Below are 25,616 nucleotides of genomic sequence, written 5' to 3' on the forward strand. Positions count from 1 at the left end.
CGGGCATTCTACGCCAACGCCCGCCTGGCCTCCACGGCGAATAGGCCAGTAAATCCATATGTTGCGCTATTTTACTCTTCCCGCCCAGTCGTGATATGGCGACACCGCCGTGAAGAAATGTCCACCTTCGCCGCCTCGGGGAAATCCCCTCAGGGCTCTCCCCCAGGATTATCCCCTTGGGGATATCGCCAGGCCATTGCCTGCAGTGCTCCACTGACGTCACCACACCTCTTCAACAACAACAAGGTGAACGCAATGGACAAGGCAACCTCCCATCCCCGTGGGCATGGCCTGCGCGCCGACAGCGGCCTGCGCCGCGGCTTGATCTTCCTGGCAGTGGTCCTGATGGCCAGCCTCAGCGGCCACTGGCTGGCCGCCGGGGGGCACTACGGGGCCTATGTGCTGCTGCCCACCCTGGTGGTGATCAGCATGGCGCTGATTACCCAGCGCACCCTGGAGGCGCTGCTGGCCGGGGCCCTGAGCGGCTTTATCCTGCTCTCCCCCACCACCGCCATCCAGGAGATGGCCGGCACCGGCCTCACGGTGATGCAGGACCCCACCATGGGCTGGATCATCCTGGTCTGCGGCCTGCTGGGCAGTTTGATCGGCCTGCTGCAGTTCGCCCGGGGCACCGAGGCCTTCAGCCACAGCGCCGGACACTACCTGAAGACCCGACGCGGCGCCATGCTGGGCAGCACGGGTCTCGGCGCGCTGATCTTTATCGATGACTACCTCAACGCCATGACCGTCTCGGCGGCCATGAAGCGGCTCTTCGATAAGCTGAAGATCTCCCGCTCCATGCTGGCCTATATCGTCGACTCCACGGCGGCGCCCATCTGCCTACTGATCCCCTTCTCCACCTGGGCCATCTACCTGGCCGGCCTGCTGGAGAGCAACCGGGTGGCCGAATCCGGCCAGGGCTTCGCCTATTACCTCGGCCTGGTGCCCTACCTCTTCTACCCTTGGGTGGCACTCGTCCTGGTGATCCTGGTGGCCCTGGGGGTGGTGCCGGTACTGGGCCGCATGAAGGCCGCCGAGCGTGGCGAAGAAATGTGCCTGGACGATGACGCCCTGGCCCAGCAGGAGGAGGCCTGCACGCAACGCCCGCCGCGGCTGATCAACTTCCTGCTGCCGGTGGCCACCCTGCTGCTGGCCACCTGGTGGTTCGATATCGATGCGCTGATCGGGGTGGGATTCGCCCTGCTGGTGACTTTGGCGCTCTATGTGGCCCAGGATATCGCCCCGCTGAACCGCCTCTTCGATGAGCTGCTGGCCGGCTTCCAGCAGATGCTGCTGCCGCTGGGCATCGTCTTCGCCGCCTTTATGCTGCAGTCGGTGAACGAGTCCCTGGGCCTGACCGAGACGCTGATCGGCTGGGTGGAGCCGCTGATGCGCGGCGCCTGGCTGCCGGGCATCACCTTCCTGGTGCTGGCGGGGCTGGCCTTCTCCACCGGCTCCTTCTGGGGCGTCTATGCCATCGCCTTCCCCATCGTGATTCCGCTGGCCCTGGCCACCGACGCCTCCCTGCCGCTGACCCTCGGCGCCATGATCTCCGCCGGGGCCTTCGGCTCCCACGCCTGCTTCTTCGGCGACTCCACGGTGCTCAGCGCCCGGGGCTGCGGCATCTCGCCGATGCAGCATGCCCTGACCCAACTGCCCTATGTGCTGCTGGCGGCCCTGGTCAGCGCCATCCTCTTCTTCGTCCTCGGCTAAACAACGATCCCCCAAGGAGACACGCCATGCGCCGTACCGCCTTCGCCTTTCACGAACACTGCCTGTGGCATGACAGCGGCCCCTGCTCGGTGTTCGCCGAACCCGGTGGCCATGTGCAGCCCGCCGGCGCCGCCGAGCACCCGGAGACCAAGCGCCGCCTGCGCAACCTGCTGGAGGTGACCAGCCTGATCGACGAGCTGGTACCCATCAAGGGCGCCCCCGCCGAGGAGGCCGACCTGCTGCGCTTCCATACCCGCGACTACCTCGACCGCCTGGCGGCCATGAGCGAGCGGGGCTTCGGCGATGCCGGCGAGTGCGCGCCGCTGCGCAAGGACAGCTACGCGATCGCCAGGCGCTCCACCGGCCAGGCCATCGCCGCCATGGAGGCGGTGCTGCGCGGTGACTGCGACAACGCCTATGCCCTGTGCCGGCCGCCGGGCCACCATGCCGAGCGCGACCGCGGCCGCGGTTTCTGCCTGCTGGGCAATATCCCGGTGGCGGTGATGACCATGATGGAGCGCCACGGCATCCGGCGGGTGGCAGTGCTCGACTGGGATGTCCACCACGGCAATGGCACCCAGCAGGCCTTCTGGGAGCGCGACGATGTGCTGGCCATCTCGCTGCACCACGACAGCAACTACCCGGTGGACAGCGGCGGCCTGGAGGAGCGCGGCGAGGGCCCGGGCTTCGGCCATACCCTCAACGTGCCCCTGCCCGCCGGCAGCGGCATCGGCGCCTATCAGGCCTGCCTGGAGCGGGTGGTGATCCCGGCCTTGGAGCGCTTCCAGCCGGAGCTGATCGTGGTGGCCTGCGGCTACGACGCCAGCGCCATGGACCCGCTGGGCTGCATGCTGCTCAATAGCGCCGCCTTCGGGCGCATGACCGAGCAACTGGTGGCCGTCGCCGAGCGGCTCTGTCACGGGCGCTTGGTGATGGTTCACGAGGGCGGTTACTCGGAAGGCTATGTGCCCTTCTGCGGCCATGCGGTGATCCAGGCACTCTCCGGCAGCGCGATCGCCGCCCGGGATCCGGCCAATGACGAGATCGCCCGGTGGGGCGGCCAGCGGCTGGAGCCCCACCAGGCCGAGCTGATCGGCCGCGCCGCCGACCTGGTGGGCGATATTCGCGGGCCAAGGTGAGGGGTGTTGTGATGGTGTATCGGGGCGCCTTCGGCGCCCATCGCGCGGAACCGGAGCGCCGGACCGCCGCGCTCCCACGGTGGAGGTTGCCACCGGGGTTGTGGGAGCTTGGGTCCCCCGAGCGATTGGGCGACGAAGTCGCCCTTGTGGTGGCCGGGATCCCCCTCCGGGCGATATCGCCGATGCGTCGGACCGGCGGAACCGGAGCACCGGACCGCCGCACTCCCACGGTAGGTTGGGTGGCTATTCCCACAGCAGCCTGGGTGGCTATTCCCACAGCAGCCTGGGTGGCCACTGGGGTTGTGGGAGCTTGGGTCCCCCGAGCGATTGGGCGACGAAGTCGCCCCTGGTGGCAGCCAAAGCCTTCCAGATCGCCCTGCGGGCGATATCGCGCGGAATCCGCGCTCCTACGGGGTGGGTGCCCTGGGGGTTATACCACCATGCTATGCTAGGCCCATCGCTCTATCCCACCTCAGGAGGTCTCCTTGTCTCAGGCCGGTCGTCTCAAGCTGCCCATCGGCATTCAGACCTTCGCGGATATCCGCGAGGGCGGGTACTACTATGTCGACAAGACGCCGCTGATCCATCGCCTGATCGAGGAGACCAAGTACTACTTCCTGTCGCGGCCGCGGCGCTTCGGCAAGAGCCTGCTGGTGGATACCCTGCGCTGCCTCTTCGAGGGCCGCGAGGCACTCTTCGAAGGCCTCTATATCCACGACAAGTGGAACTGGCAGGCCACCCACCCGGTGATTCGCCTGAGCTTCGCCGATGGCGTGCTGACCAGCCGAGAAGCGCTGGATAAGCGTATCCGCGACCAGTTGTTCGTGCAGCGCCAGCAGTTGGGGATGCCGCAGGGGCGCCAGACCGATATCGCCGGGGAGTTCTCGGGGCTGATCCGCGAGGCCCACCAGCACTTCGGCCAGCGGGTGGTGGTACTGGTGGACGAGTATGATAAGCCGATCCTCGACAATATCCTCGACCAGGAAAGGGCCCGGGAGCTGCGCGAGGGGCTCAAGAACCTCTATAGCGTGCTCAAGGATGCCGACCCACATCTGCAGTTCGTGCTGCTGACCGGGGTTTCCAAGTTCAGCAAGGTGAGCCTCTTCTCGGGGCTCAACAACCTGAACGACATCACCCTGGACGCGCCCTATGCCACCCTGTGCGGCTATACCGACGAGGACCTGGATAGCGTCTTCGCCCCGGAGCTGCCCGGCCTCGACCGCCAGCAGATACGCCACTGGTATAACGGCTACCGCTGGGGCGGCCAGGAAGTGCCCTCGGTTTACAACCCCTTCGATGTCTTGTTGCTGCTGCAGAAGCGCCAGTTCAGCCCCTACTGGTTCGAGAGCGCCACGCCCATCTTCCTGGTGGAGATCCTCAGGCAGCGCGGGCTCTATACGCCATCGCTCGACCAGTGGGAGACCGAGCCCGAGCTGCTGGGGCGCTTCGACGTAGACGATATCGCCACCGAGGGGCTGCTGTTCCAGACCGGCTACCTGACGGTGAAGGCGATCGAGGAGCCCATGCTGGGCTACCGCCTGATTACCCTGGGCTTTCCCAACCAGGAGGTGGAGGCCAGCCTCAACCAGGCGCTGCTGCCGGCGCTCGGCGTCGAGAACGGCCCCCGGGAGCGCAAGACGCTCTTCACCCGCCTGCGCGCCCATGACCTCGACGGCCTGGAAGCCCACCTCAAGGCGCTCTACGCCGGCCTACCCCACGACTGGTATCGCAACAACCCCATCGCCCGCTATGAGGGACATTATGCGAGCGTCTTTTACAGTCACTTCGCCGCCCTGGGCCTGAATGTCACCGTGGAGGACGCCAGCCATACCGGCAAGGTGGATATGAGCGTCGATTTCGCCGGGCATATCTACCTGTTCGAATTCAAGGTGGTGGAGCAGGTACCGGAGGGCAAGGCGCTGCAACAGCTTCAGGAGCGCGGCTACGCCGACAAGTACCACGCCGCCGGCAAGCCGATCCATCTGGTCGGCGTGGAGTTCTCCCGCGAGCAGCGCCAGATCGTCGCCTTCGATCATCTCACCCTCTGACGGAGTCAGTGCCCCTCCATGGTGTCGGCCTATCCCCTGTCCCCCACCAACCTTCCCCCCGCCAGCCTGGCCCCCATGGCCCGGCTGGCGGATCAGGTCCGCTCCCCGGAGTTCCTGAGCGGCCTCGGCCAGGCCCTGGAGGCCTATTTCCCAGGCATCAGCCATGCGGTCTTCCACTTCGCGGCCCAGGGCCGCCCCACGGTGCTGGCCCATAACTTGAGTGCCGACCTGGAGCGCCGGGTGCTGGCCCACTATGTGGAGCGCATGTACCTGCTCGACCCCTGCTACCGCCACTGGCAGGCCGAACGCCGCGGCGGCCTGGCCAGCCTCGACGAGCTGGCCCCGGCGGGCTTTCGTCACAGCGACTACTACGCCACCTACTATCGGGACCTGGGCCTCTACGACGAGGCGGCGGCCTTCTTCCCACTGGACGAGGGCGACTGCCTGTCGCTCTCCTTCGGCTTCTATCGCCGCAACCACACCCCCAGCCAGGGCGAGCTGCTGGCCACCCTCGACTACCTCTTCCCGCTGCTGGAGGCGCTGATCCGCCAGTTCTGGCTGGCCAGCAGCCTGCACCTGCCCACCCCGGACGAATCGCCCAGCCTGCTGCACAGCTTCGGCCAGGAAGTCCTCAGCGAGCGGGAGCGCCAGGTCGCCTGGCTGATCCTGCGCGGTCATACCGGCCCGGAAATCGCCACCGAGCTGGGCATCACCCCCGGCACCGTCAAGAACCACCGCAAGCGGCTCTACGCCAAGCTGAATATCGGCAGCCAGGCGGAACTGTTCCGGCAATTCATGCTCTTCCAGCACCGCCCTCCCCTACTCGACCAAGGTCGCAGTCGCTCCGGCGGCGTGACATGACATCCTGAGGGGCTTCCCCTCGGCCAAGGATGTCCGCCTTGTACAAGCGCCTGGTTCGCACCCTGCTCCCCGACAGCATCAGCGCCCGCCTGGCCCTGGCGCTGGGCCTGGTGGCGGCGATGACGCTGCTGGCGGCGGGGCTGGCCTTTCGCAGCAGCCAGCAGCTGGAGGCACGCCTGGAGGGGATCCGCGCCGAGAGCATCGAGGTGCTCTATGCCTCGGCGCGCCTCAACGAGCTGACCCAGCAGCTCACCGCCCGGGTGCCGCAACTGGCCGGCGGCGACTCCAACTATGCCCGGGCCCAGACCCGGGAGCGCCTCGACGAGACCCTGGACGAGATGCAACAGTGGGTCGGCCACCTGCCCGACTACAACCGCTACTTCGTCGAGATCAGCGACCAGATCCGCTACAGCATCGGCCTGCTGCATCGCAACGTGGACCGCCGCGAGCGGCTCGACTGGCGGGCCCACCAGCGGCGCCTGGAACTGCATCCGCTCTATCTGCGGGTGGATGAGGCCCTGGGCGAACCGGCCGGAGGCGACTGGGTGGCACTGCGCCTGCACCTCCACTCCCTGGCGGCCCTGGCCGAGAAGCTCTATACCGATGCCAGCTTCAACGAGCTGGACTACACCTTCCTGCGCCTGGAGGCGCTGGGCGAGGCGATCCGCGACGAGCTGGCCCGCACGCCTCCCCTCCCCGCCGAGGCCGAACAGGCCCTGGCGCAACTGCTGCGGCTGGCCTCCCGGGAGGGCGAGCTGTTCGCGCTGAAGAACGAGGCGCTGGACCTGCGCTACCAGGAGAGCTACCTGGTCACCAACAGCCAGCGGCATATCCAGCAGTTGGCGGCGCAGATTTCCCACTACACGGGTCGGGTCCATCGCGATATCGGCCAGGACATCGAGCTGGCCAGCCAGGCGGTGGCCCGCGCCAGCACCGCCACCTTCGGGCTGTCGCTGCTCAGCCTGCTGCTGGCGGCGGCCATCTCCTGGTTCTATGTGCGACGCAATATCCTGCGCCGCCTGCAGCGCCTGCAGAGCAATATGCGCACCCTGGCCAGCGGCCAGCTGGAGACCGAGGTGGTGATCCGGGGGCGTGACGAGGTGGCGGCCATGGCCCGGGACCTGCGCCACTTCCAGCAGACCGCCCAGCAGGCGGAGCGCTCGCGACGCGCCCTGGCCCAGGCCACCGAGGAGCGCTTACAAGCCGAGCGGCGCCTGCGCCTGGCCCAGGAGGAACTGATCCAGGCCGGCAAGCTGGCCGCCCTCGGCCAGCTCAGCGTGGCCATCACCCACGAGATCAACCAGCCGTTGGCGGCCATGCGTCATCAGGTCCACAGCCTGGGGCGCTGGCTGGAGCGCGGCGAGCCCCAGCGGGCCCTGCCTGGGCTTGCGCGCCTGGCGACCCTGCTCGACAAGACCGCCGGCATCACCCGTCACCTGCGCGGCTTCGCCCGCAAGAGCGACAGCCGGGTCGGCCCGGTGGCGGTGGCCCCCATCGTCACGGCGGCGGTGGAGCTGGCCCAGACCCGCTCCGAGCATTGCCGCCCCCGGCTCGAGGGGGATCCTGCCCTCTGGGTGCTGGCCGAGCCGATCCGCCTGGAGCAGGTGCTGGTCAACCTGCTGACCAACGCCCTGGACGCCACCCAGCGCCAGGCGTCGCCACGCATCACGGTGCGCTGGGCCCAGCAGACCAGCGATCCGGCCTGGGTGGTGATCGGCGTCGCCGACAACGGCGAGGGCATTCCCGCCAAGCGCCGCGACCATATCTTCGACCCCTACTTCACCACCAAGGCCGAGGGCAAGGGCCTGGGCCTGGGGCTCTCGATCAGTTACAACATCATGCAGGACTTCGGCGGCCGCATTCGCCTCGCCGAGACCGGGCCCGATGGGACCCGTTTCGAGCTGTGGCTGCCGGCCGTCACCGCCCCGACCGACCCCACAACAAGAAGCGACCATGTCGATACGTGTGCTGATCATCGATGACGACCCCTGCGTGCTGGAGACCCTCGGCGAGATGCTCGAGCTGGAGGGCTTCGTCACCCAGGCCTTTTCCCACGCCGAGGGCGTGACAGACGCCCTGCGCGCCGATCCCGCGGGCATCGTCCTCAGCGACCTGCGCCTGCCCGGCCAGGATGGCCTGGCCCTGCTGGCCGAGCTGCAGGCCCTCGACCCGGAGCTGCCGGTGCTGCTGATGAGCGGCCACGGCGACATTCCCCTGGCCACCCAGGCGATGCGCGAGGGCGCCGTGGACTTCCTCGAGAAGCCGGTGGCGCCGGAGACCCTGATCGAGCGCCTGCGCCAGGCCCAGCGCCACCGCCAGTGGGCCCTGGCCCATCGTGACGCCGCGCCACCAGGCGACGCCGAGGCCAGTCTGGCCCGGCAACTGCTGGGCGACTCGGCGGCCATGGTGAAGCTGCGCGAGCAGCTGCTGGTGCTGGCCGGCGCCGATATCGACACCCTGGTCTATGGCGAGACCGGCAGCGGCAAGGACGTGCTGGCCCGGGCCCTGCACGAGGCGAGCCCGCGGCGCGACCAGCGCTTCATGGCGATCAACTGCGGCGCCATGCCGGAGTCGCTGATCGAGAGCGAGCTCTTCGGCCACGAGGCGGGGGCCTTCACCGGCGCCACCCAGCGACGCATCGGCAAGCTGGAGGCCGCCCAGGGCGGCACCCTCTTCCTCGACGAGATCGAGTCGATGCCGCTGGCCGCGCAGATCCGCCTGCTGCGGGTGCTTCAGGAGCGCTGCCTGGAACGCCTCGGCGGCACCCAGCCGATCCCCATCGATATCCGCGTGGTCGCGGCCAGCAAGGCGGACCTCCAGGCCCTCAGCGACCAGGGCCGGTTCCGCCACGACCTCTACTACCGGCTCAATGTCGCCAGCCTGCGCCTGCCGCCCCTGCGCGAGCGCGGCGAGGATATCCTGCTGCTGTTCGACTACTACGGCCGCGAGGCCGCCGAGCGTTTCTCCCGCCCCCTGCCCGGCCTGGGGCCGGCCCAGCGCCAGCAGCTGCTGAGCCACCCCTGGCCGGGCAATGTGCGCGAACTGCGCAATACCGCCGACCGCTTCGTGCTCGGCCTGGTCGGCGAGGGGCTTAACCTGACGGCGGCTGCCGATGCCGCGGATGAGGCCGGTAGCGCGGATCACGAGAGCCGCCTGGAGGCCTTCGAGTGTGAGTTGATCCGCGACGCCCTGGCCGGCCACCAGGGCCAGGTGGGGCGCGCCGCCGAGGCCCTGCAGATGTCCCGCAAGACCCTCTACCGCAAGATGAAGAAGCATGGCCTGGACAAGGCCGCCTTCCGCGATGGCAAGGAGCCGATGTCCCAGCCATGACCCCTTCGCCCCTCGCCTTTGGGTCACCCCTGACCCAAGGTCGTCATATTTCCGGATGCCCCCCACGGCCAGCGCCCCAACGCGGGGCGCCCCTAGGCGAAATGCACCAGGTTGGCATTCTCCTTGCTTAGGTTAAAGCAGCCACACGAGGTGGTCCTGCCACGCCTTCGCGGCGGGCAACAACAACATCAATAACGCCATGCTCAAGGATGCTATTACCATGATGACCCGATCCCCCCTCGCCCTCGCCTGCTCCGGCGCCCTGCTGCTGGCCTTCGCCGGCCCCGTCCTCGCCGAGGAGTGCGGCCACCGCGGTGCCCTGGACGATATCTACTGCGACGACAACCAGGACATGGTCGCCGATACGCCCAGCGACGAGAGCCGCTGGCGCGACCCCAGCACCCTGGTCTTCACCTATACCCCGGTGGAGGACCCGGCGGTCTATCAGGACGCCTTCGCCGACTTCCAGGAACACCTCTCCGAGGCCACCGGCCGGCGGGTGGTCTACTACAGCGTGCACTCCAACTCCGCCCAGGTGGAGGCGATGCGCTCCGGGCGCCTGCATATCGCCGGCTTCTCCACCGGCCCCACCGGCTACGCGGTGAACCTGGCCGGCTATGTGCCCATCGCCGTAAAGGGCTACGAGGACCAGTTCCAGGGCTACAACCTGATCACCATCGTCCGCGCCGACAGCGATATCGAGTCGATGGAGGACCTCGAGGGGCGCACCGTGGCCCACACCTCGGTCTCCTCCAACTCCGGCAACCTGGCCCCCCGGGCGCTGTTCCCCGGCCTGGGCCTGACCCCGGACGAGGATTACCAGGTGGTCTACTCCGGCAAGCACGACCAGTCGGTGATGGGCGTGCTTGCCGGCGATTATGACGCCGCCCCGGTGGCCTCCGATGTCTTCGATCGCATGGTCGAGGCGGGCCGCGTCGAGGCCGACGACTTCCGCATCATCTATACCAGCGACCGCTTCCCCACCTCCGCCTTCGGCTATGCCCACGACCTGAACCCGGAGCTGGTGGAGCAGATCGAGGAGGCCTTCTTCAGCTATCGCTTCCCCGAGGAGATGCAGGAGACCTTCGACGGCGCCGACCGCTTCTATCCCATCACCTACCAGCAGGACTGGCAGGTAATCCGCGATATCGCCCACGCCACCGGCACCGCCTACACCGAGCGCGGCCTGCAGCAGCTGGCCGAGCGCGAGGCCGCCGCGGCCCGCGAGTAACCCCAAGCCCCGTCGAGAACCCAGCCAGGCGGCCGATTCGGCCGCCTGTCGGCCCCCTCTTGCCCGAAGGAAGCCCCCTATGAGCGATCTCGTGATCCGCGGCCTGCACCACGCCTATGTGGCCGACACGCCGATCCTGCGCGATATCAATATCACCATCGACGAGCCCGGCATCGTGGCCATCATCGGCCCCTCCGGTACCGGCAAGAGCACCCTGCTGCGCTGCATCAACCGCCTGATCAAGCCCTCCGGCGGCAGCATCCTGTTCCGCGGCGATGACGTGGCCGCGATCCAGGGCCGCCCGCTACGCGAGCTGCGCCGCCAGGTGGGCATGGTCTTTCAGGAGTACAACCTGGTGGAACGCCTCACGGTGCTGGAGAACGTGCTCACCGGACGCCTCGGCTATATGTCCGCCTGGAAGGCCTGGCGACGCCAGTTCGCCGCCGAAGACATCCGGCGCGCCTTCGACCTGCTCGACTTCGTCGGCCTCGGCGATTTCGCCAAGCAGCGCGCCGATGCCCTCTCCGGGGGCCAGCGCCAGCGCGTCGGCATCGCCCGGGCGCTGATGCAGGACCCGGTGGTGCTGCTGGCCGACGAGCCCACCTCGTCGCTCGACCCCAAGACCTCGGTGGAGATCATGGAGCTGCTCACCACCCTGGCCAACGACAAGGGCATCCCCACCCTGGTCAATATCCACGACGTCAACCTGGCGCGACGCTTCGCCAGGCGCATGATCGGCATGAGCGGCGGCGAAGTGGTCTATGACGGCGCCCCCGACGGCATCACCGACGACCACCTCAAGCGTATCTATGGGGGGGAATCATGGCTGAGCTGAACCACACCACACCACGGGCAAGCGATCCCGAGCGCGCCCACCCCTTCCATCCCAGCTGGGGCAGCCGCGCCCTCTGGGCCGGCCTCGTGCTCTACCTGGTCTATGCGGCCACCACCCTCGACCTGACCTGGGCGCGCTTCCTGGTGGGGATCGACCAGGGCGGCGAACTGCTGGGGCGGCTCTTTCCCGCCAACTTCGGCCGCTGGGAGTTGCTGCTGAATGACCTGATCGAGAGTCTGCAGATCGCCATCATCGCCAGCGTGGTGGGCATCGTGATCTCGCTGTTCGTGGGCCTGCTGGCCGCCCGCAACCTGATGCCCAACCTGGTCAGCGCGCCGATGCGGGTGTTTATCGCCCTGTGCCGCACCTTCCACCCGGTGATCATCGCCATCCTCTTCGTCAAGGCCGTGGGCTTCGGCGCCCTGGCCGGCATCCTCACGCTGATCGTGGCCTCCGTGGGCTTTATCGCCAAGCTGTTCGCCGAGGCCATCGAGGAGATCTCGCTGAAGCAGGTGGAGGCGATTCGCGCCACCGGCGCCGGCTTCGCCAGCATCATCCTCTTCGGGGTGCTGCCCCAGGTCTTCTCGCGCTTTATCGGCTTCTCCATGTACCAGCTCGACTCCAACCTGCGGAACTCCACCATGGTGGGCATCGTCGGCGCCGGCGGCCTGGGGGGCACCCTCTTCTCCGCCTTCCAGCGCTTCGACTACGACTTCGTCACCGCCATCCTGATCACCATCATCGCCCTGATCCTGGTCGGTGAGGCACTGTCCAACGCCGTGCGGAGGGTCTTCCAATGAGTGCATCCGTCGTCACCAAGTCACATGACGCCCGGCGCTGGCAACGCTTCACGCCCCTGGAGCGCAGCGCCCGCTATCTGGTCTACCTGGTGGTGGTGGCCGCCTTTATCGCCTCGCTGCGCACCGTGGAGATCATCCCCGAGTTCCTCTACGACGCCCCCCAGCAGATGGCGGACATGTTCCGGCGCATGTGGCCCCTCGACCTGGCCGCCTACCCGGCCAGCATCCATGGCGCCATGCTCGAGACCCTGCATATCGCCACCCTCGGCACCCTGCTGAGCCTGCTGCTGGCGGTGCCGTTGGCGCTGCTCAATGCGCGCAATATCACCCCCTCCGCCTGGCTCAACTGGGTCGCCAAGTTCTTCCTGGTGGCCTCGCGTTCGGTGAACTCCCTGGTCTGGGCGCTGCTCTTCGTGGCGGTGTTCGGCCCCGGCGTGCTGGCCGGGGTGCTGGCGGTGGCCTTGCGCTCGGTGGGCTTCGTCGGCAAGCTCTTCTCCGAGGCCCTGGAGGAGGTCAATATGGGCACCGTGGAGGCGCTGCGCGCCACCGGCGCCTCGCCGTTGGCGGTGCTGCTCAAGGCCTACTGGCCCCAGGCCAAGCCGGCCTTCTACAGCGTGGTGCTGTTCCGCTGGGACATCAATGTGCGCGAGTCGGCGGTGCTGGGCCTGGTGGGGGCCGGGGGCATCGGCGTGGTGCTCAACGACGCCATGAACCTCTTCCAATGGCCCAAGGTGGCCACCGCCCTGCTGACCATCTTCGCCGTGGTGCTGCTGATCGAGCTGCTGGTGGTGCAGATCCGCAAGCGCCTGATCTAGGAGTTATCCATGCCACTCGCCAACCGCTACCTCTTGATGCGCCACGGCCATAGCCAGGCCAATGCCGCCGGCCTGATCGTCAGCGACCCCGTCCGCGGGGTCGCCGGCTTCGGCCTCTCGGCCCGGGGCGAGGCCCAGTTGGCGGCCTGCATCGACGCCTGGCAGGGGCCGGCCCCGGACGCCATCTACCACTCCGACTTTATGCGCACCACCCAGACCGCCCAGCGCCTGGCCGACCACTTCGGCCTGACGCTGGCTCCGCACCCGGGGCTGCGGGAGCGCTACTTCGCCGCCTTTGATGGCAAGGACGACGGCCACTACGCCGAGGTCTGGGCCCGGGACGCCCGGGATCCCGAACACCGCCATGCCGGAGTCGAGAGCGTGGCCCAGGTGGCCGCGCGGCTGACCGCGGTGATCGACGAACTGGAACGCCGCCACGCCGACCAGACATTGCTGCTGGTCAGCCACGGCGATCCCCTGCAGATCCTGCTCACCGCCCTGGAAGGCCGGCCATTGAGCGAGCACCGCGACCGCCCGCCCCTGGCCCCCGCCAGCCTGACCCCGCTGGCACGGCACTGATGGGTTGAATCCACAACCGACGGTTGCCACTCCGGTGGACGCCACCGACAATGGGGATATCGATAGGCGACCCAAGGAGCCACGATGGCCATGCAGGAATCTCTGGTAGCGCTGCGCCATGCCCTCTCGAGTATCGACGGCCTCGATTTCGCGACCTTGATCGGTAGCCGCGTCAGGGATGATGCGCGGCCGGACAGTGACTGGGATATCGCCGTCCAGTGGAAAAATGACAACGCATCGGCACTGGAGACCTTGTCACGCAATGAGCGTCTCAAATCCGTCCTGGCTCAGCACTTGGCCTGTGAGCCGGACACCATCGATATTATCGACCTGAAGCGGGCCAACCTGACGATTCGCACCGTAGTTGCCGAAGAAGGCATTCCCTTGGCCGGAGAGGACGACCTGCCATGGATGCGCTTCTTGAGTCGTACCTGGCATGACCTCGAGCATTGGTATCTGGAGCAAGAGTATGCGGCTCGTTTCTTGACTACCTGATGGCCGAGATAAGTGGGATCACCGACACACCGGAGCGCGGCTAAAACGATGGGCGCCGCAGGCGCCCTGGGGAATCGCGCGGAAGGGGTGACCATTCCCATTGCAGGTTGGGGTTGGGTGGCCACTGGTGTTGTGGGAGTCTGGCTCCGCCGGACGATGGGCGCCGCAGGCGCCCTGGGTGATAGTTAAGACCTTCCAGATCGCCCTTCGGGCGATATCGCGCGGCACAGCCGAGCTCCCACAGTGTGGGCTACCACTGGTGTTGTGGGAGTCTGGCGGTCCGACGCTTCGGCGATTGGGCGACGAAGTCGCCCTTGGGGCAGGCGCCCGCCCTTTCCCTCGTCACCGTGCTAGAATTTGCCGCCTGTTTTTCGTCACCGGGGCCGCTTTCCCATGCTCGCCAATCTCCGCATCGTCCTCGTCCAGACCTACCACCCCGGCAATATCGGCGCCTCGGCCCGGGCCATGAAGACCATGGGGCTGACGGACCTGGTGCTGGTCAATCCCCGCCGGTTTCCCGACCCGGAGGCGAGCCGCCTGGCCGCCGGCGCCGAGGATATCGTCGAGGCCGCCCGGGTGGTGGACTCCCTGGAGGCGGCGGTCAGTGACTGCGTGCAGGTGGTGGGGGCCAGCGCCCGGCTACGCAACCAGCCGCTGCCTCACTACGACGAGCCGGATGCCATGGCCCGCGACCTGATCACTCAGGCCGAGCACGACCCGGTAGCGCTGGTCTTCGGCCGCGAGCGCTTCGGCCTGACCAACGACGAGATCCGCTGCTGTAGCCATCAGGTGAGCATTCCCGCCAATCCGGATTACGGCATCTTGAACCTCTCCCAGGCGGTGCAGGTGCTGGCCTATGAGGCGTTCAAGGCCTGGCGCCAGCGCCCGCAGAGCGGCTATGCACCCCAGCGCCCCACCCAGGAGCGCCAGCCCAGCCGCGAGCAGCTGGCCCACTTCCATGCCCATCTCTCCCGGGTGATGCAGGCCAGTGGCTTTATCACCCAGCCCCATGCCCGCACCGAGCAGCACCTGCAGGCGCTGTTCGCCCGCGCCCAGCCCAGCCGCAAGGAGCTCTCGCTGCTGCGCGGGCTGCTGGCCTCGCTGGAGCCATAGGCCTCCCCCCGACGCCACCTACCAGGATCGCCCTTCGGGCGATATCGCGCGGAATCCGCGCTCCCACGGTGTGGGTGGCCACTGGTGTTGTGGGAGTTCGGGTTCCCCGGACGATTGGCGCCGCAGGCGCCCCGGCAGGCCCCCATCCCCGCCCGGTTATGGCACCATGGGGCCATCGCTTTCCGGCAACAAGGCTGAGCTATGCCCCGCTTTCCCAAGCATCTGACGGGTTCCGGCCCGCATAACCCCTTCCCCGGCATCAAGGTCCTGGAGCGACGCCTGGGCCGGGAGATTCCCCATCGCCTGGGCTCCAACGAGGGGCTCGACATGCCCCACCGGGCGCTGCGCGAGCACTTCGGCGATGCCCTGGTGGAGCACGTCTACTGCTACGGCGATGCCGAGGCGCTGGGCCTCCGCCGGCGCCTCTCCGTACAACTCGCCATCCCGCTGGAGCAACTGCTGGTGGATGCCGGTGCCGATAGCCTGATCGCCCTAGCGCTGCGCGGCCTGGTAAGTCCCGGTGAGTCGGTGGTGACCACCGCCGGCACCTACCCCACCTTCGGTTACTTCGCCCAGGGCCAGGGACTCAGCCTGCAGGAAGTGCCTTACCGGGAAGCGCCCGGCGTGCTGGCCCCGGACCTGGAGGCGCTGATCGACGCGGCTCACGACGCCCAGGCGCGCCTGGTCTATCTGGCCAACCCGGACAACCCCGGCGGCCATCTCCACGACGACAGCGCCATCCGCACCCTGCGCCGGCGCCTGCCCGAGGACTGCTGGCTGCTGCTCGACGAGGCCTATCATGACTTCCGCGACGATGCCGAGGCGCCCGAGGTCAACCAGGCCCTGGCCGGGGTGGTGCGCCTGCGCACCCTCTCCAAGGCCCACGGCCTGGCGGGCCTGCGGGTGGGGTATGCCATCGCCGAGGCCGAGACCCTGGCCATGCTGATGAAGGTGCGCATCCACTATGCGGTCTCGACCCTGAGCCAGGCCGCCGCCGAGGTGGTGCTGGATCACCCCGAAGAGGTGCGCGCGCATATCCAGGCGGTCAAGGCCCGGCGCGAGCGGCTCGCCGGCCACTTCCGCGAGCTGGGCGCCGAGGTGCTGCCGAGTGCTACCAACTTTATCGCCATCCGCCTGGCCGATGCCGAACTCGCCGAGCGGGTCAATCGCCAGTTGCTGGAGGCGGGCCGACTGATCGCCCGACCCAATCATCCGGCCCTGGGGCATATCCTGCGCATCACCGCGGTGGAGGACGCCCTGGCGCCCGGGCGGCTGGAGATCCTCGAGCGGGCCCTGCGTTAGCCGTCATCAACCGTTAACACTATCGTTATGGCATTGTCATCTATGCCGACTAGAGTGAAGTGGCGGCAAAGGACACTGCCGGACGCCACGCCAGGGACGCGAAGGGCCAGGAGGCCCTGTAGGGAAGGTCGGCACCGGGAGGGTGCCCAGGGAGGGCTAGAACCACCACGCCACCGACGGGAGTCGGCGGCGTTTTTTTTGATCGCCCTTCGGGCAATATCGCCGAAGCGTCGGACCGGCAGAACCGGGACGCCGGACCGCCGCGTTCCCACGGTGCGGGTTGCCACTGGGGTGGTGGGAGTTCGGGTTCCCCGAACGATTGGCGCCGAAGGCGCCCTTGATATCCAGCGGAAGCGGGACGCCGGACCTACGAGCCCTAACAAGACAGGTTGGTGAGATATTATTTTATTCCCACCCCGGGACGCCCTGGCGGATGCGCCAGGAGAAGTCGTCGGCATCGCCGGCCTGGCGGGCCGCCTCGGTGATATCGGCGCGGGCCTTGAGGGTCTCGAGGGAGTAGCCCGGCATCAGGCCATCCACCGCATGCACATAGTCCGCCAGGCGCTCGGTCAGCAGCAGCCGGTAGTCCATGGGCAGGCCGTCGACGATGCGCCGCATCATGGCGTAGACGATGGTGGTGCAGTTGGCGGTGATGGTGTGGTAGAAACGCGGCGCCTCGTGCAGGGCATTGGCTTCCGCCACATAGGAGAGCAGCAGCCCGCGCCGCGCCCGGGGCGACATCTCGATCCGGTAGAGGCTGACCCGCTCGCCGCGGTGATTGGTGCGCCCGCCCACCAGGTCGCGCTCCGTGGCGGCGACGATGCTCAGCTCGTACTGCTTGAAGAAACCGGCCAACGACGAGAAGGCCTCGTGTCGCTCGCGGCGGATCTCCACCGAGAAGGTGAGGAAGTCACCGTCGTCGAAGCCGAAGGTCACCATCACATGGGAGATCAGCGGCAGCCCCCAGTTAGAGATCAGCAGATCCACCGAGGCAAGCCGCGACAGATCGTATTCCCGGGTCTCCCAGTGCGGCTCGCCCGCTTCCCGGTCCTGCCAGCGGAAGTCACGCACCTGGTGGAGAATCAATCGATCCCCGTCGACCTCGCCCTCGAGCATCTGCGCCACGTCCGCGGCCCAGTCACGCGCGTTGGAAGGGGCCAGGCTAAACCACCAGCCGAGCAGCAGCACCCACAGCACGCCATAGCCCACCCAGCCCCACAGGGGCTCCCCGCGCCATAGCCACCAGAGGGCGCCCAGGCCGACCAGGCACCAGCCCACCGCCGCCAGGCGCGGCCCGGGCAGCGGCCATTGATAGGCCAGCGCCAGGCTCCCCCAGAGGGTGCCCAGCAGGATCAGCAGCGACACGCAAACCAGTAACACCATTCTCGATACCTTCCTCATGGCGCCTCCCGATGAGGCGCGTCCAGGTGGCGATGCAGAATACGACGAATCTCCAGGGCCGCCTCTGGGGTCTCCTGAACGCTATGGCCACTCTCGATCACCCGCTCCGACTCGGCCCCCGGCAGGTGGGCGCTGAGATAGGGGACTACGCCATCGTTGCTGCGCGCCAGCGGCCGCTCGGGGGTCGCGTTGGCGATGATCGAGTGGTAGCGCACCGCGTCCCCAATGGGAAGATACGCGCTGAGACGCATAAAGGGGGCGCGGTAGCTCAGCGCGCGAATGCTGTTCATCGAGCGGGCCAGCGACTCCGGCGGCGTGGCCTCGGGAGCCAGCATCAGTTGGGCCACCTCGGCGAGCCGGGTGGCGGCCACCGCCGGCAGGCGCACCAGGGCCGCCACGCCGCGGGACAGGCGGCCCTCGGCGAAGGGCGTGCCGCGATGGGGGGCGGCGATAAAGACCGCCCGGGTGACGGCCTCCATGGGTTGGAAATTCACATAGGGCGCCAGCCGCGGGCGCAGCCGCTCGCGGGTCTCGGCATCCAGATCATAGGCCCGCTCGACACCCTGCCACAGCCCCTCGCCTCCCTCGGAGACCAGCAGCCGCGCCAGCACGCCCCCCATGCTGTGGCCCACCACCACCATCTCGCGACTGGCCTGGGCCCGGCCCGAGGGGTCGAAGTGTGCCAGGGTCGCCGCCAGGGCCTCGCGAATGGCCCGGTGGTTGAAGGCGATGGGCGCGCTGGTGGGGTAATAGACCTGCCATAGCTGGTAGTGTCGGCGCAGGGTCTCGTCGCCGAGCACCTCGTTGGCCAGGTTGATCCAGGCCTCGGGGCTGCTGGCCAGGCCATGCAGCATCACCACCACCCGTCGCTCGGGATCATAGGGCTGCATCAGGTAGAGATGGGGCTCCTCCAGGCCCTGGCCACGGCCGATCAGGGTGCGCAGCGCCTCCTGGGCAAACCCCGAGCGGGCCAGCCAGAGCCCATAACCGGAGGTGAAGTTGCCGGCCAGGGGCACGCTCTCGCCGGCCAGGGTGACCCGCCGCCAGCGGTAGGGGTCATAGGCCTCCACATGCACCTCGTGGCCGGCCAGCAAGGACGCCAGGTCATCCCCCGGGAAGCGCAGCAGCACCGTGATGGCCGGGAACGGCGACTCGGTAAAGGGCTGGGTGGCGCGGCGCCCATGGCGGACCCGATCGGCCCCCTCCACGACCAGCTCGGCCCCCAGGCCATCGCGGCGATAGCGATTGCGCAGCCCCGAAAAAGTCAGCGAGGCCGCGGGAAGCAGGCCCTGGGGCAGGGTCTGCTGGCCGGGCAGGCGCACGCTCTCCATATCCACGCCCAGCCGCCAGCCGGCACGCTCCAGCCAGACGTCGTCTTCGCCTCTGGCGGCAACTGGCTCGGCGTCGCTGACAATCTCGGCCAGCCCGGCCCGGTAGTCATCGAAGAGCCTGGCCACCGCCTGCTGGGTGGCATAATTATAGAAGTCGCGCACCTGGAACTGGCGCCCCTCCAGGGCCCGGGCCCCGGGGGCGCGCTCGGTCAGAAACAGATAGCCATAGGCATGGCGGGCACTCTCCAGGTAGGCGGCGAAACTCGCCTCGGGATCATCGGCCTCGCGCTCCAGGGCCTGCCACAGCCAGAGCTCCGCCAGGGTGGAGAGCCGCTGCTCGTCATCCAGGCCGATGGAGTCCGCCACCCGGCCCCGACAACCGGCGGCATCACGCCGACAGCTACGCTCGTCCAGGCCCACCACCTGCAGCGCGGCCCGGGCCACGGCGCTGAACTCGCCGGTGCTGAGCACATCGCCCCGTTGCAGGGCGAAATAGTCCTGGGGACTGAGAGTGCCCACCTTGACCCCGGCGCAGCCGCTCAAGATCAAGGCGGCCATCCCCCAGGCCAGGCTCCTTATGACATGCATCCCTTCCCTCCCTGGCTCTCCTGGGAGAGATAATGCCAGAGAAAGGCGCCCACCGTCGCTCAACGGTCTGCCTGGCACTTGTATGTTTGAAGGCGACTCAGAACGGGCAATAGTGAGAAGGCTTGTCGGGGTTGCGCCCCCAGACCCGCACCCGCGTGATGGGGCGCACCGCGGCATGGGCCTCGATGACCATCGGCGCCAGCTTGCCGGTACCCACCACCAGCAGGGTCTCGGCGTCGTCGCGGGCCAGGTAGACGGTGCCGTTGTGCACGGTGATCTGGCTCATGCGGGCATTGCTGTGGTGATAGCTGACGGTCATGGCGTATCTCTCTCTTCGGTTGGTTAATTCATGTACAGGCGCCTGCGGCGCCATTCACTGGGGGCGACTGCGTCGCCCAATCGTCCGGAATCCGGACTCCCACAAAAACCCATGCCACCAGGGCTACCGTGGGAGCTCGGATCCCGAGCGATATCGCCCCCAGGGCGATCTGGAAGGCCTTGGCTGTCACTCAGGGCGACTGCGTCGCCATCGCCGAGGCGTCGGACCGGCGGCAGAGCCGGACTCCCACAAAAACCCGTGCCACCAGGGCTACCGTGGGAGCTCGGATTCCGAGCGATATCGCCCGCAGGGCGATCTGGAAGGCCTTGGCTGTCACTCAGGGCGACTGCGTCGCCATCGCCGAGGCGTCGGACCGTCGCCAGAGCCGGACTCCCACAAAAACCCGTGCCACCAGGGCTACCGTGGGAGCTCGAATTCCGAGCGATATCGCCCCCAGGGCGATCTGGAAGGCCTTGGCTGTCACTCAGGGCGACTGCGCCGCCTCAGAGGGCCGGCGCGCCGCGCAGCAGGAAGGTGGGCGGCGCATGGCGCTCCTGATCGGGATGGTAATAGAGCTTCATGGCAAGCCTCCTTAACGGTGGCGATCTCGTCACACAGTGGCGGGCCCGGCTCGGTGGAGCCATCACTCTACGCCAGGCGGTATCGCCGTACCAAGCGCCCCGGGGCCGCGTTCCCAGCCAGGGCCGCCTCTGCTACTGTTTGGCGTCCGGACGCCGATCAGGAGCCTCGCGCTTGGCCTCACGCAACCTCCCCTCCACCACCGCCATGCAGTGCTTCGAGGCGGCGGCCCGGCATATGAGCTTTACCCGGGCCGCCGACGAGCTGAGCCTGACCCAGAGCGCGGTCAGCAAGCAGGTGGCCCAGCTCGAGGCCCACCTGCAGCACAAGCTGTTTCGCCGCGTGCGGCGCCACCTGGTGCTGACGCCGGAGGGCGCCATCTTCCTCAGCGACGTGCGCAAGGTATTGGCCCAGATCGAGATGTCGACCCAGGCCATCATGACCTACAGCGGCAACAGCGAGGTGCTCAAGGTGGCTACCCTGCCCAGCTTCGGCGCCCGCTGGCTGGCGGACCGGCTGCCCGCCTTCCTGGCCGACAACCCGGGCATCAGCCTGGAGTTCCACGATCGGGTCGAGGACTTCGACCTGGAGCAGCAGGATATCGACGTGGCGCTCTTCTATGGCCACGGCAGCTGGCCCGACCTGGCCTGCCACAAGTTGCTGGACGAGGAGATGGTGGCGGTGGCGGCCCCTGCCCTGCTGGCACGCCATGAGCCCGGGAGCGTCGCCCGGCTGGCCGACCTGCCGCTACTGCACCTGTCGACCCGCCCGGATGCCTGGCACCGCTGGTTCGCCGAGCAAGGGGTGAGCACCGACCGCAGCTACCACGGCACCCGCTTCGAGACCTTTCCCATGCTGGTGCGTACCGCCATGGCCGGCGGCGGCGTGGCCCTGGTACCGCGCTTTATCGTCGAGGAGGAACTCCGGGAGCGCCGCCTGGCCATCGCCTCCCCCCACCGGCTGCGTAGCGCCAGCGCCTATTACCTGGTCTATCCGGAACACCTGGGCGAGCTGGCCAAGGTGCGGCGCTTCGTCGAGCATCTGGTCGGCGCCGCGGCCTCTTCCTGATAGGGGGTTGCCGATGGGGTCCGAGGCGCCTGGCGGCGCCAATCGCTCGGCGAAGCCGAGCTCCCACAAAAACCGCGGCGGCGACTCGAGGGGCAACATAGAATCTCCCCCACTCGCTGGCTTTAGCCAGACCGCGGCCGAACAGGCACTTAATCGATCCGCTCGCGGATCCAGTCGATAAAGGCCCGGACCTTGTCCAGCTCGGCCATATGCTCGGGGTGGGCCATGTAGTAGGCGTCCCGGCTCTTGAGGGCGAAGGGCCAGGGAATCACCAGCTTGCCCTCGTCGAGTTCCTCCTGGGCCAGAAAGCGCGGCACCAGGGCCACCCCACAGCCCGCCTGGGCGGCGCGCAGCGACATATAGAAGGTATCGAAACGCGGCCCGTGATAGCTGTGCTCGGTGTACTGGTCCTGGGCCGCGAACCAGTCGTGCCAGGCCTCGGGCCGGGTGGCGCTCTGCAGCAGCACCAGCCGCGTCAGGTCCAGGGGCTCGCCCACCGCCATGCCCTCCAGCGCCGCCGGGGCACAGACCGCCACCAGTTCCTCGTCCAGCAGCTTGATGCACTCCGCCCGCGGCCAGGCGCCATGGCCGAAGAAGAAGGCCACCTCGACCCGCTCCTGGGCCATGTCGAAGGGCTCGGAGCGGTGGAGGATATTGAGGTTGATATCGGGGTGCCGGAAGCGGAATCCCTTGAGCCGCGGAATCAGCCAGCGGGCGCCGAAGGTGGGCAGGGTGGCGACGTTCAGCACCTGGGACTCGCCGCCGTAGGACTGCATATAACGGGTCGACATCTCCACCTGGGCGAGGATCTTGCGCGCCTCCGAGAGATAGACCGCGCCCTCCGGGGTGAGGTGCAGGCGCTTGCGGATGCGCCGGAACAGCGGATGCTGGAGCATCGCCTCTAGCTGCGCCACCTGCTTGCTGACCGCGCTCTGGGTCAGGCTCAGCTCGTCGGCGGCGCGGGTGAAGCTGAGGTGGCGGGCCGCCGCCTCGAAGCACTGCAGGCCATTCAGGGAAGGCAGGTGACGACGCATCGCAGGCACTCATAGAACAAGAAAATAATGAATGATATCTATCTTAAACATCGCTTGTTGGGGCACAAGCCCCCTAGTGATACTGGCATCGAATCATTCACTGACGACAATGATAGGAGAAAGAATGATCGATTCCATCATGCAGCGCCTGGGCGTCGACGCCGACCAGTACCGCGACGGCGATATCCGCGTCACCACCCCCATCGATGGCCGCGAGCTCGGTCGGGTACGCTCGGCCAGCCGTGACGAGGTGGACCAGGCCATCGCCGATGCCCAGGCGGCCTTCGCCGCCTGGCGCCGGGTGCCGGCCCCGCGCCGCGGCGAGCTGGTGCGGCTGTTCGGCGAGCAGCTGCGCCGCCACAAGGCGGATCTGGGCGCCCTGGTGACCTGGGAGTGCGGCAAGATCCTCCAGGAGGGCCTCGGCGAAGTGCAGGAGATGATCGATATCTGCGACCTGGCGGTGGGCCAGTCCCGCCAGCTGTTCGGCCTGACCATCGCCTCCGAGCGCCCCGGCCACCATATGCGCGAGTCCTGGCATCCCCTGGGCCCGGTGGGGCTGGTCACCGCCTTCAACTTCCCGGTCGCCCCCTGGGCCTGGAACGCGGCGCTGGCCCTGGTGTGCGGCGATAGCCTGCTGTGGAAGCCCTCCGAGAAGACCCCGCTCACCGCCCTGGCCTGCCAGGCGCTGCTGGAGCGCGCCATGGCCGAGTTCGGAGACGAGGCCCCCGCCCACCTCAGCCAGGTGATACTCGGCGAGCGCGAGCCCGGCGAGCAACTGGTCCAGGACCCCCGGGTGCCACTGATCAGCGCCACCGGCAGCACCCGCATGGGCCGCCAGGTGGGCCCGGCGGTGGCCGCCCGCTTCGGCCGCAGCATCCTCGAGCTGGGCGGCAACAACGCCATGATCCTCACCCCCAGCGCCGACCTGGACATGGCGGTGCGCGCCATCCTCTTCTCGGCGGTGGGCACCGCCGGCCAGCGCTGCACCAGCCTGCGCCGCCTGGTCGTGCATCACTCCATCAAGGACGAGGTGGTCGAGCGCCTCAAGCAGGCCTACGCCGGCGTCACCATCGGCGATCCCCTGGAGGGCCACCTGATCGGCCCGCTGATCGACCGCCAGGCCTTCGACGCCATGCAGGGCGTGCTGACCCAGGCCCGCGAGCAGGGCGCCCAAGTGTTCGGCGGCCAGCGCCAGCTGGCCGAGTCATACCCCGACGGCTACTACGTGGCCCCGGCCATCGTCGAGGTGGCCGAGCAGAACGACCTGGTCCGCCACGAGACCTTCGCGCCGATCCTCTATGTGCTCGGCTATGACGAGCTCGACGAGGCCATCGCCCTGAACAACGACGTGCCCCAGGGCCTCTCCTCGTGCATCTTCACCACCGATGTGCGCGAGGCCGAGACCTTCGTCTCCGCCGTGGGCAGCGACTGCGGCATCGCCAACGTCAATATCGGCCCCAGCGGCGCCGAGATCGGCGGCGCCTTCGGCGGCGAGAAGGAGACCGGCGGCGGCCGCGAATCCGGCTCCGACGTCTGGAAGACCTACATGCGTCGCCAGACCAACACCGTCAACTACTCCCGCGAGCTGCCCCTGGCCCAGGGCATCAAGTTCGACTGATGCCGTCGTCCGGCCGCCGCCTCGGGCGACGGCCGCTTTGCGAACACCGTCACGGGAAGAACAACAATGTCGATAGCTGTGGCACGAGAACGGCGGGATGGCCGCCGCGGGGGAGGTCCCCTGCGGGAAGGTTGTCTCTGGCATAGCACCTCCCCCGAGCTGCCCTTGGCGCTGGATTCCCTGCACGGGGAGCACACCACCGATGTGCTGGTGATCGGTGGCGGCATCACCGGGCTCAGCACCGCCCTGCACCTCGCCGAGGCCGGCGTCGACGTGACCCTGATCGAGGCGGGGGATATTCCCAGCGGCGGCTCGGGACGCAACGTCGGCCTGGTCAATGCGGGGCTGTGGATCCCGCCGGACGATATTCGCGAGGTCCTGGGGGACGCGGTCGGCGAGCGCGCCAACCGGATCCTCGGCGGCGCCCCCGCGGAGGTCTTCGCGCTGATCGAGCGTTACGGTATCGACTGTCAGGCGACCCGCACCGGCACCCTGCACCTGGCCCACAATGGCAAGGGCGAGCAGGAGTTGGCGCGGCGCGCGGAACAGTTTCGGCGCCGCGGCGCCCCGGTGGAACTGCTCGAGGCCGAGGCCTGTCGGCAGGCGGTCGGCACGCGGCAGATTCGCCGTGCCCTGCTCGACCGGCGCGCCGGCACCCTCAACCCCTGTGCCTATACCCGCGGCCTGGCGCGTGCCGCCAGGGCCCTCGGCGCCCGCCTGTACACCCATAGCGCCGCCACCGGCGTGGCCGCCGCGGGGGACGACTGGCGGGTGACCTGCGACCGGGGCAGCATCAAGGCCCGGCGCCTGGTCCTCGCCACCAACGCCTACACCGAGGACCACTGGAACCGGGTCAAGGACCACTTCTTTCCCGGCCACTTCTTCCAGGTCGCCTCGCGGCCCCTGGCGGAGGCACTGGCCGGCGATATCCTGCCCGGGGGCCAGGGCGCCTGGGATACCCGAATGGTGCTCAGCAGCCTGCGCCGCGACGCCCAAGGCCGGCTGATCCTCGGCAGCCTGGGCCGCGGCGAGGGCCGGCCGCTGGCCTATCTGCGCTGCTGGGCCAATCGCATCCAGCACCACTACTTTCCCCAACTGGGCCGCATCGACTGGGAGTGCACCTGGACCGGGCGCATCGCCTTCACCCCCGACCATACGCTGCGCCTCTTCGAGCTCGCCCCCGGCGTGCTAGGCGTCTCGGGCTATAACGGCCGCGGCGTGACCACCGGCACCGTGGTCGGCAAGGGCTTCGCCCACTACCTGATCTCCGGCGACGACGGCGCCCTGCCCCTGCCGATCCGCGGCCACCGGCCGATCCGCGCCAAGGCCCTGCGCAGCGCCGGCTACGAAGGGGGCTTCACCCTCTACCACACGGGACAGTGCCTGCGGCTCGTCAATTGAGCCGGCCAGGCGCGGA

The 25,616-nt window shown here is 68.2% G+C and carries 20 protein-coding genes and 1 pseudogene; 17 read left to right on the top strand and 4 right to left on the bottom strand.

The window, feature by feature from the left end; translation table 11 throughout:
- Window positions 1–255: 255 nt before the first annotated feature.
- From ACQ1W9_RS10785 to ACQ1W9_RS10850, 14 genes are all read left to right on the top strand, one after another.
- Window positions 256–1,713: a Na+/H+ antiporter NhaC family protein gene (locus ACQ1W9_RS10785; RefSeq protein WP_431023376.1), complete on the top strand. Its 1,458-nt coding sequence runs from the start codon at window positions 256–258 to the stop codon at window positions 1,711–1,713.
- A gap of 26 nt (window positions 1,714–1,739) precedes the next feature.
- The gene (locus ACQ1W9_RS10790) at window positions 1,740–2,852 is read left to right on the top strand and encodes a class II histone deacetylase (RefSeq protein ID WP_431023377.1); all 1,113 of its coding nucleotides are present in this window, start codon (window positions 1,740–1,742) and stop codon (window positions 2,850–2,852) included.
- A gap of 485 nt (window positions 2,853–3,337) precedes the next feature.
- Window positions 3,338–4,900, top strand: coding sequence for an ATP-binding protein (locus ACQ1W9_RS10795; protein ID WP_431023378.1), 1,563 nt, complete (start codon window positions 3,338–3,340; stop codon window positions 4,898–4,900).
- Window positions 4,901–4,918: 18 nt separating this feature from the next.
- The gene (locus tag ACQ1W9_RS10800) at window positions 4,919–5,761 is read left to right on the top strand and encodes a helix-turn-helix transcriptional regulator (protein ID WP_431023379.1); all 843 of its coding nucleotides are present in this window, start codon (window positions 4,919–4,921) and stop codon (window positions 5,759–5,761) included.
- Window positions 5,762–5,799: 38 nt separating this feature from the next.
- On the top strand, window positions 5,800–7,743 hold the full coding sequence (locus tag ACQ1W9_RS10805; RefSeq protein WP_431023380.1) for an ATP-binding protein: 1,944 nt from the start codon (window positions 5,800–5,802) through the stop codon (window positions 7,741–7,743).
- A complete protein-coding gene (locus tag ACQ1W9_RS10810; RefSeq protein WP_431023381.1) occupies window positions 7,715–9,091 on the top strand; it encodes a sigma-54-dependent transcriptional regulator in 1,377 nt (458 codons plus the stop codon). The genes ACQ1W9_RS10805 and ACQ1W9_RS10810 overlap by 29 nt, the downstream gene beginning before the upstream one ends.
- Before the next feature lie 223 nt (window positions 9,092–9,314).
- Complete coding sequence (gene phnD, locus ACQ1W9_RS10815) at window positions 9,315–10,322, top strand: phosphate/phosphite/phosphonate ABC transporter substrate-binding protein (RefSeq protein WP_431026436.1); 1,008 nt, start codon at window positions 9,315–9,317, stop codon at window positions 10,320–10,322.
- Between the two features lie 79 nt (window positions 10,323–10,401).
- Window positions 10,402–11,157: a phosphonate ABC transporter ATP-binding protein gene (gene phnC / locus ACQ1W9_RS10820; RefSeq protein WP_431023382.1), complete on the top strand. Its 756-nt coding sequence runs from the start codon at window positions 10,402–10,404 to the stop codon at window positions 11,155–11,157.
- On the top strand, window positions 11,145–11,957 hold the full coding sequence (gene phnE, locus ACQ1W9_RS10825) for a phosphonate ABC transporter, permease protein PhnE (protein ID WP_431023383.1): 813 nt from the start codon (window positions 11,145–11,147) through the stop codon (window positions 11,955–11,957). The genes phnC and phnE (ACQ1W9_RS10825) overlap by 13 nt, the downstream gene beginning before the upstream one ends.
- Window positions 11,954–12,772 (top strand): phosphonate ABC transporter, permease protein PhnE, encoded by an 819-nt coding sequence (gene phnE, locus ACQ1W9_RS10830; protein ID WP_431023384.1) that lies wholly within the window; start codon window positions 11,954–11,956, stop codon window positions 12,770–12,772. The genes phnE (ACQ1W9_RS10825) and phnE (ACQ1W9_RS10830) overlap by 4 nt, the downstream gene beginning before the upstream one ends.
- A 9-nt stretch (window positions 12,773–12,781) precedes the next feature.
- On the top strand, window positions 12,782–13,351 hold the full coding sequence (locus tag ACQ1W9_RS10835; protein ID WP_431023385.1) for a histidine phosphatase family protein: 570 nt from the start codon (window positions 12,782–12,784) through the stop codon (window positions 13,349–13,351).
- Between the two features lie 84 nt (window positions 13,352–13,435).
- On the top strand, window positions 13,436–13,846 hold the full coding sequence (gene mntA / locus ACQ1W9_RS10840) for a type VII toxin-antitoxin system MntA family adenylyltransferase antitoxin (protein WP_431023386.1): 411 nt from the start codon (window positions 13,436–13,438) through the stop codon (window positions 13,844–13,846).
- A 393-nt stretch (window positions 13,847–14,239) separates the two neighbouring features.
- A complete protein-coding gene (locus tag ACQ1W9_RS10845) occupies window positions 14,240–14,959 on the top strand; it encodes an RNA methyltransferase (protein WP_431023387.1) in 720 nt (239 codons plus the stop codon).
- A gap of 201 nt (window positions 14,960–15,160) precedes the next feature.
- The gene (locus ACQ1W9_RS10850; protein WP_431023388.1) at window positions 15,161–16,261 is read left to right on the top strand and encodes an aminotransferase class I/II-fold pyridoxal phosphate-dependent enzyme; all 1,101 of its coding nucleotides are present in this window, start codon (window positions 15,161–15,163) and stop codon (window positions 16,259–16,261) included.
- Window positions 16,262–16,666: 405 nt separating this feature from the next.
- On the opposite strand, the gene ACQ1W9_RS10855 is transcribed toward ACQ1W9_RS10850, so the two are convergent.
- From ACQ1W9_RS10855 to ACQ1W9_RS10865, 3 genes and pseudogenes are all read right to left on the bottom strand, one after another.
- Window positions 16,667–17,644 carry a DUF4105 domain-containing protein gene (locus ACQ1W9_RS10855; protein ID WP_431023389.1) on the bottom strand — a complete coding sequence of 326 codons (978 nt, stop codon included), beginning with the start codon at window positions 17,642–17,644 and terminating at the stop codon, window positions 16,667–16,669.
- Between the two features lie 14 nt (window positions 17,645–17,658).
- Window positions 17,659–19,581, bottom strand: a complete 1,923-nt coding sequence (locus ACQ1W9_RS10860) for a lipase family alpha/beta hydrolase (RefSeq protein WP_431023390.1) — start codon at window positions 19,579–19,581, stop codon at window positions 17,659–17,661.
- 121 nt (window positions 19,582–19,702) lie between these two features.
- Window positions 19,703–19,831: pseudogene (locus ACQ1W9_RS10865) on the bottom strand (ornithine cyclodeaminase family protein); the annotation flags it as partial.
- An 822-nt stretch (window positions 19,832–20,653) separates the two neighbouring features.
- Between ACQ1W9_RS10865 and ACQ1W9_RS10870 the strand changes: the two are divergent.
- Window positions 20,654–21,547 (top strand): LysR substrate-binding domain-containing protein, encoded by an 894-nt coding sequence (locus tag ACQ1W9_RS10870; protein WP_431023391.1) that lies wholly within the window; start codon window positions 20,654–20,656, stop codon window positions 21,545–21,547.
- 149 nt (window positions 21,548–21,696) lie between these two features.
- Here ACQ1W9_RS10870 and gcvA read toward each other — a convergent pair whose 3' ends face one another.
- The gene (gene gcvA / locus ACQ1W9_RS10875) at window positions 21,697–22,581 is read right to left on the bottom strand and encodes a transcriptional regulator GcvA (RefSeq protein ID WP_346060556.1); all 885 of its coding nucleotides are present in this window, start codon (window positions 22,579–22,581) and stop codon (window positions 21,697–21,699) included.
- A 124-nt stretch (window positions 22,582–22,705) separates the two neighbouring features.
- On the opposite strand from gcvA, the gene amaB reads away from it, so the two are divergent.
- Complete coding sequence (gene amaB, locus ACQ1W9_RS10880) at window positions 22,706–24,199, top strand: L-piperidine-6-carboxylate dehydrogenase (RefSeq protein ID WP_431023392.1); 1,494 nt, start codon at window positions 22,706–22,708, stop codon at window positions 24,197–24,199.
- 120 nt (window positions 24,200–24,319) lie between these two features.
- Window positions 24,320–25,600, top strand: a complete 1,281-nt coding sequence (gene amaA / locus ACQ1W9_RS10885; RefSeq protein ID WP_431026437.1) for an L-pipecolate oxidase — start codon at window positions 24,320–24,322, stop codon at window positions 25,598–25,600.
- Window positions 25,601–25,616: the final 16 nt, after the last annotated feature.

It is taken from the genome of Halomonas sp. H5 (assembly GCF_050613175.1).
GTDB classification, from domain to species: Bacteria; Pseudomonadota; Gammaproteobacteria; order Pseudomonadales; family Halomonadaceae; genus Bisbaumannia; species Bisbaumannia salifodinae.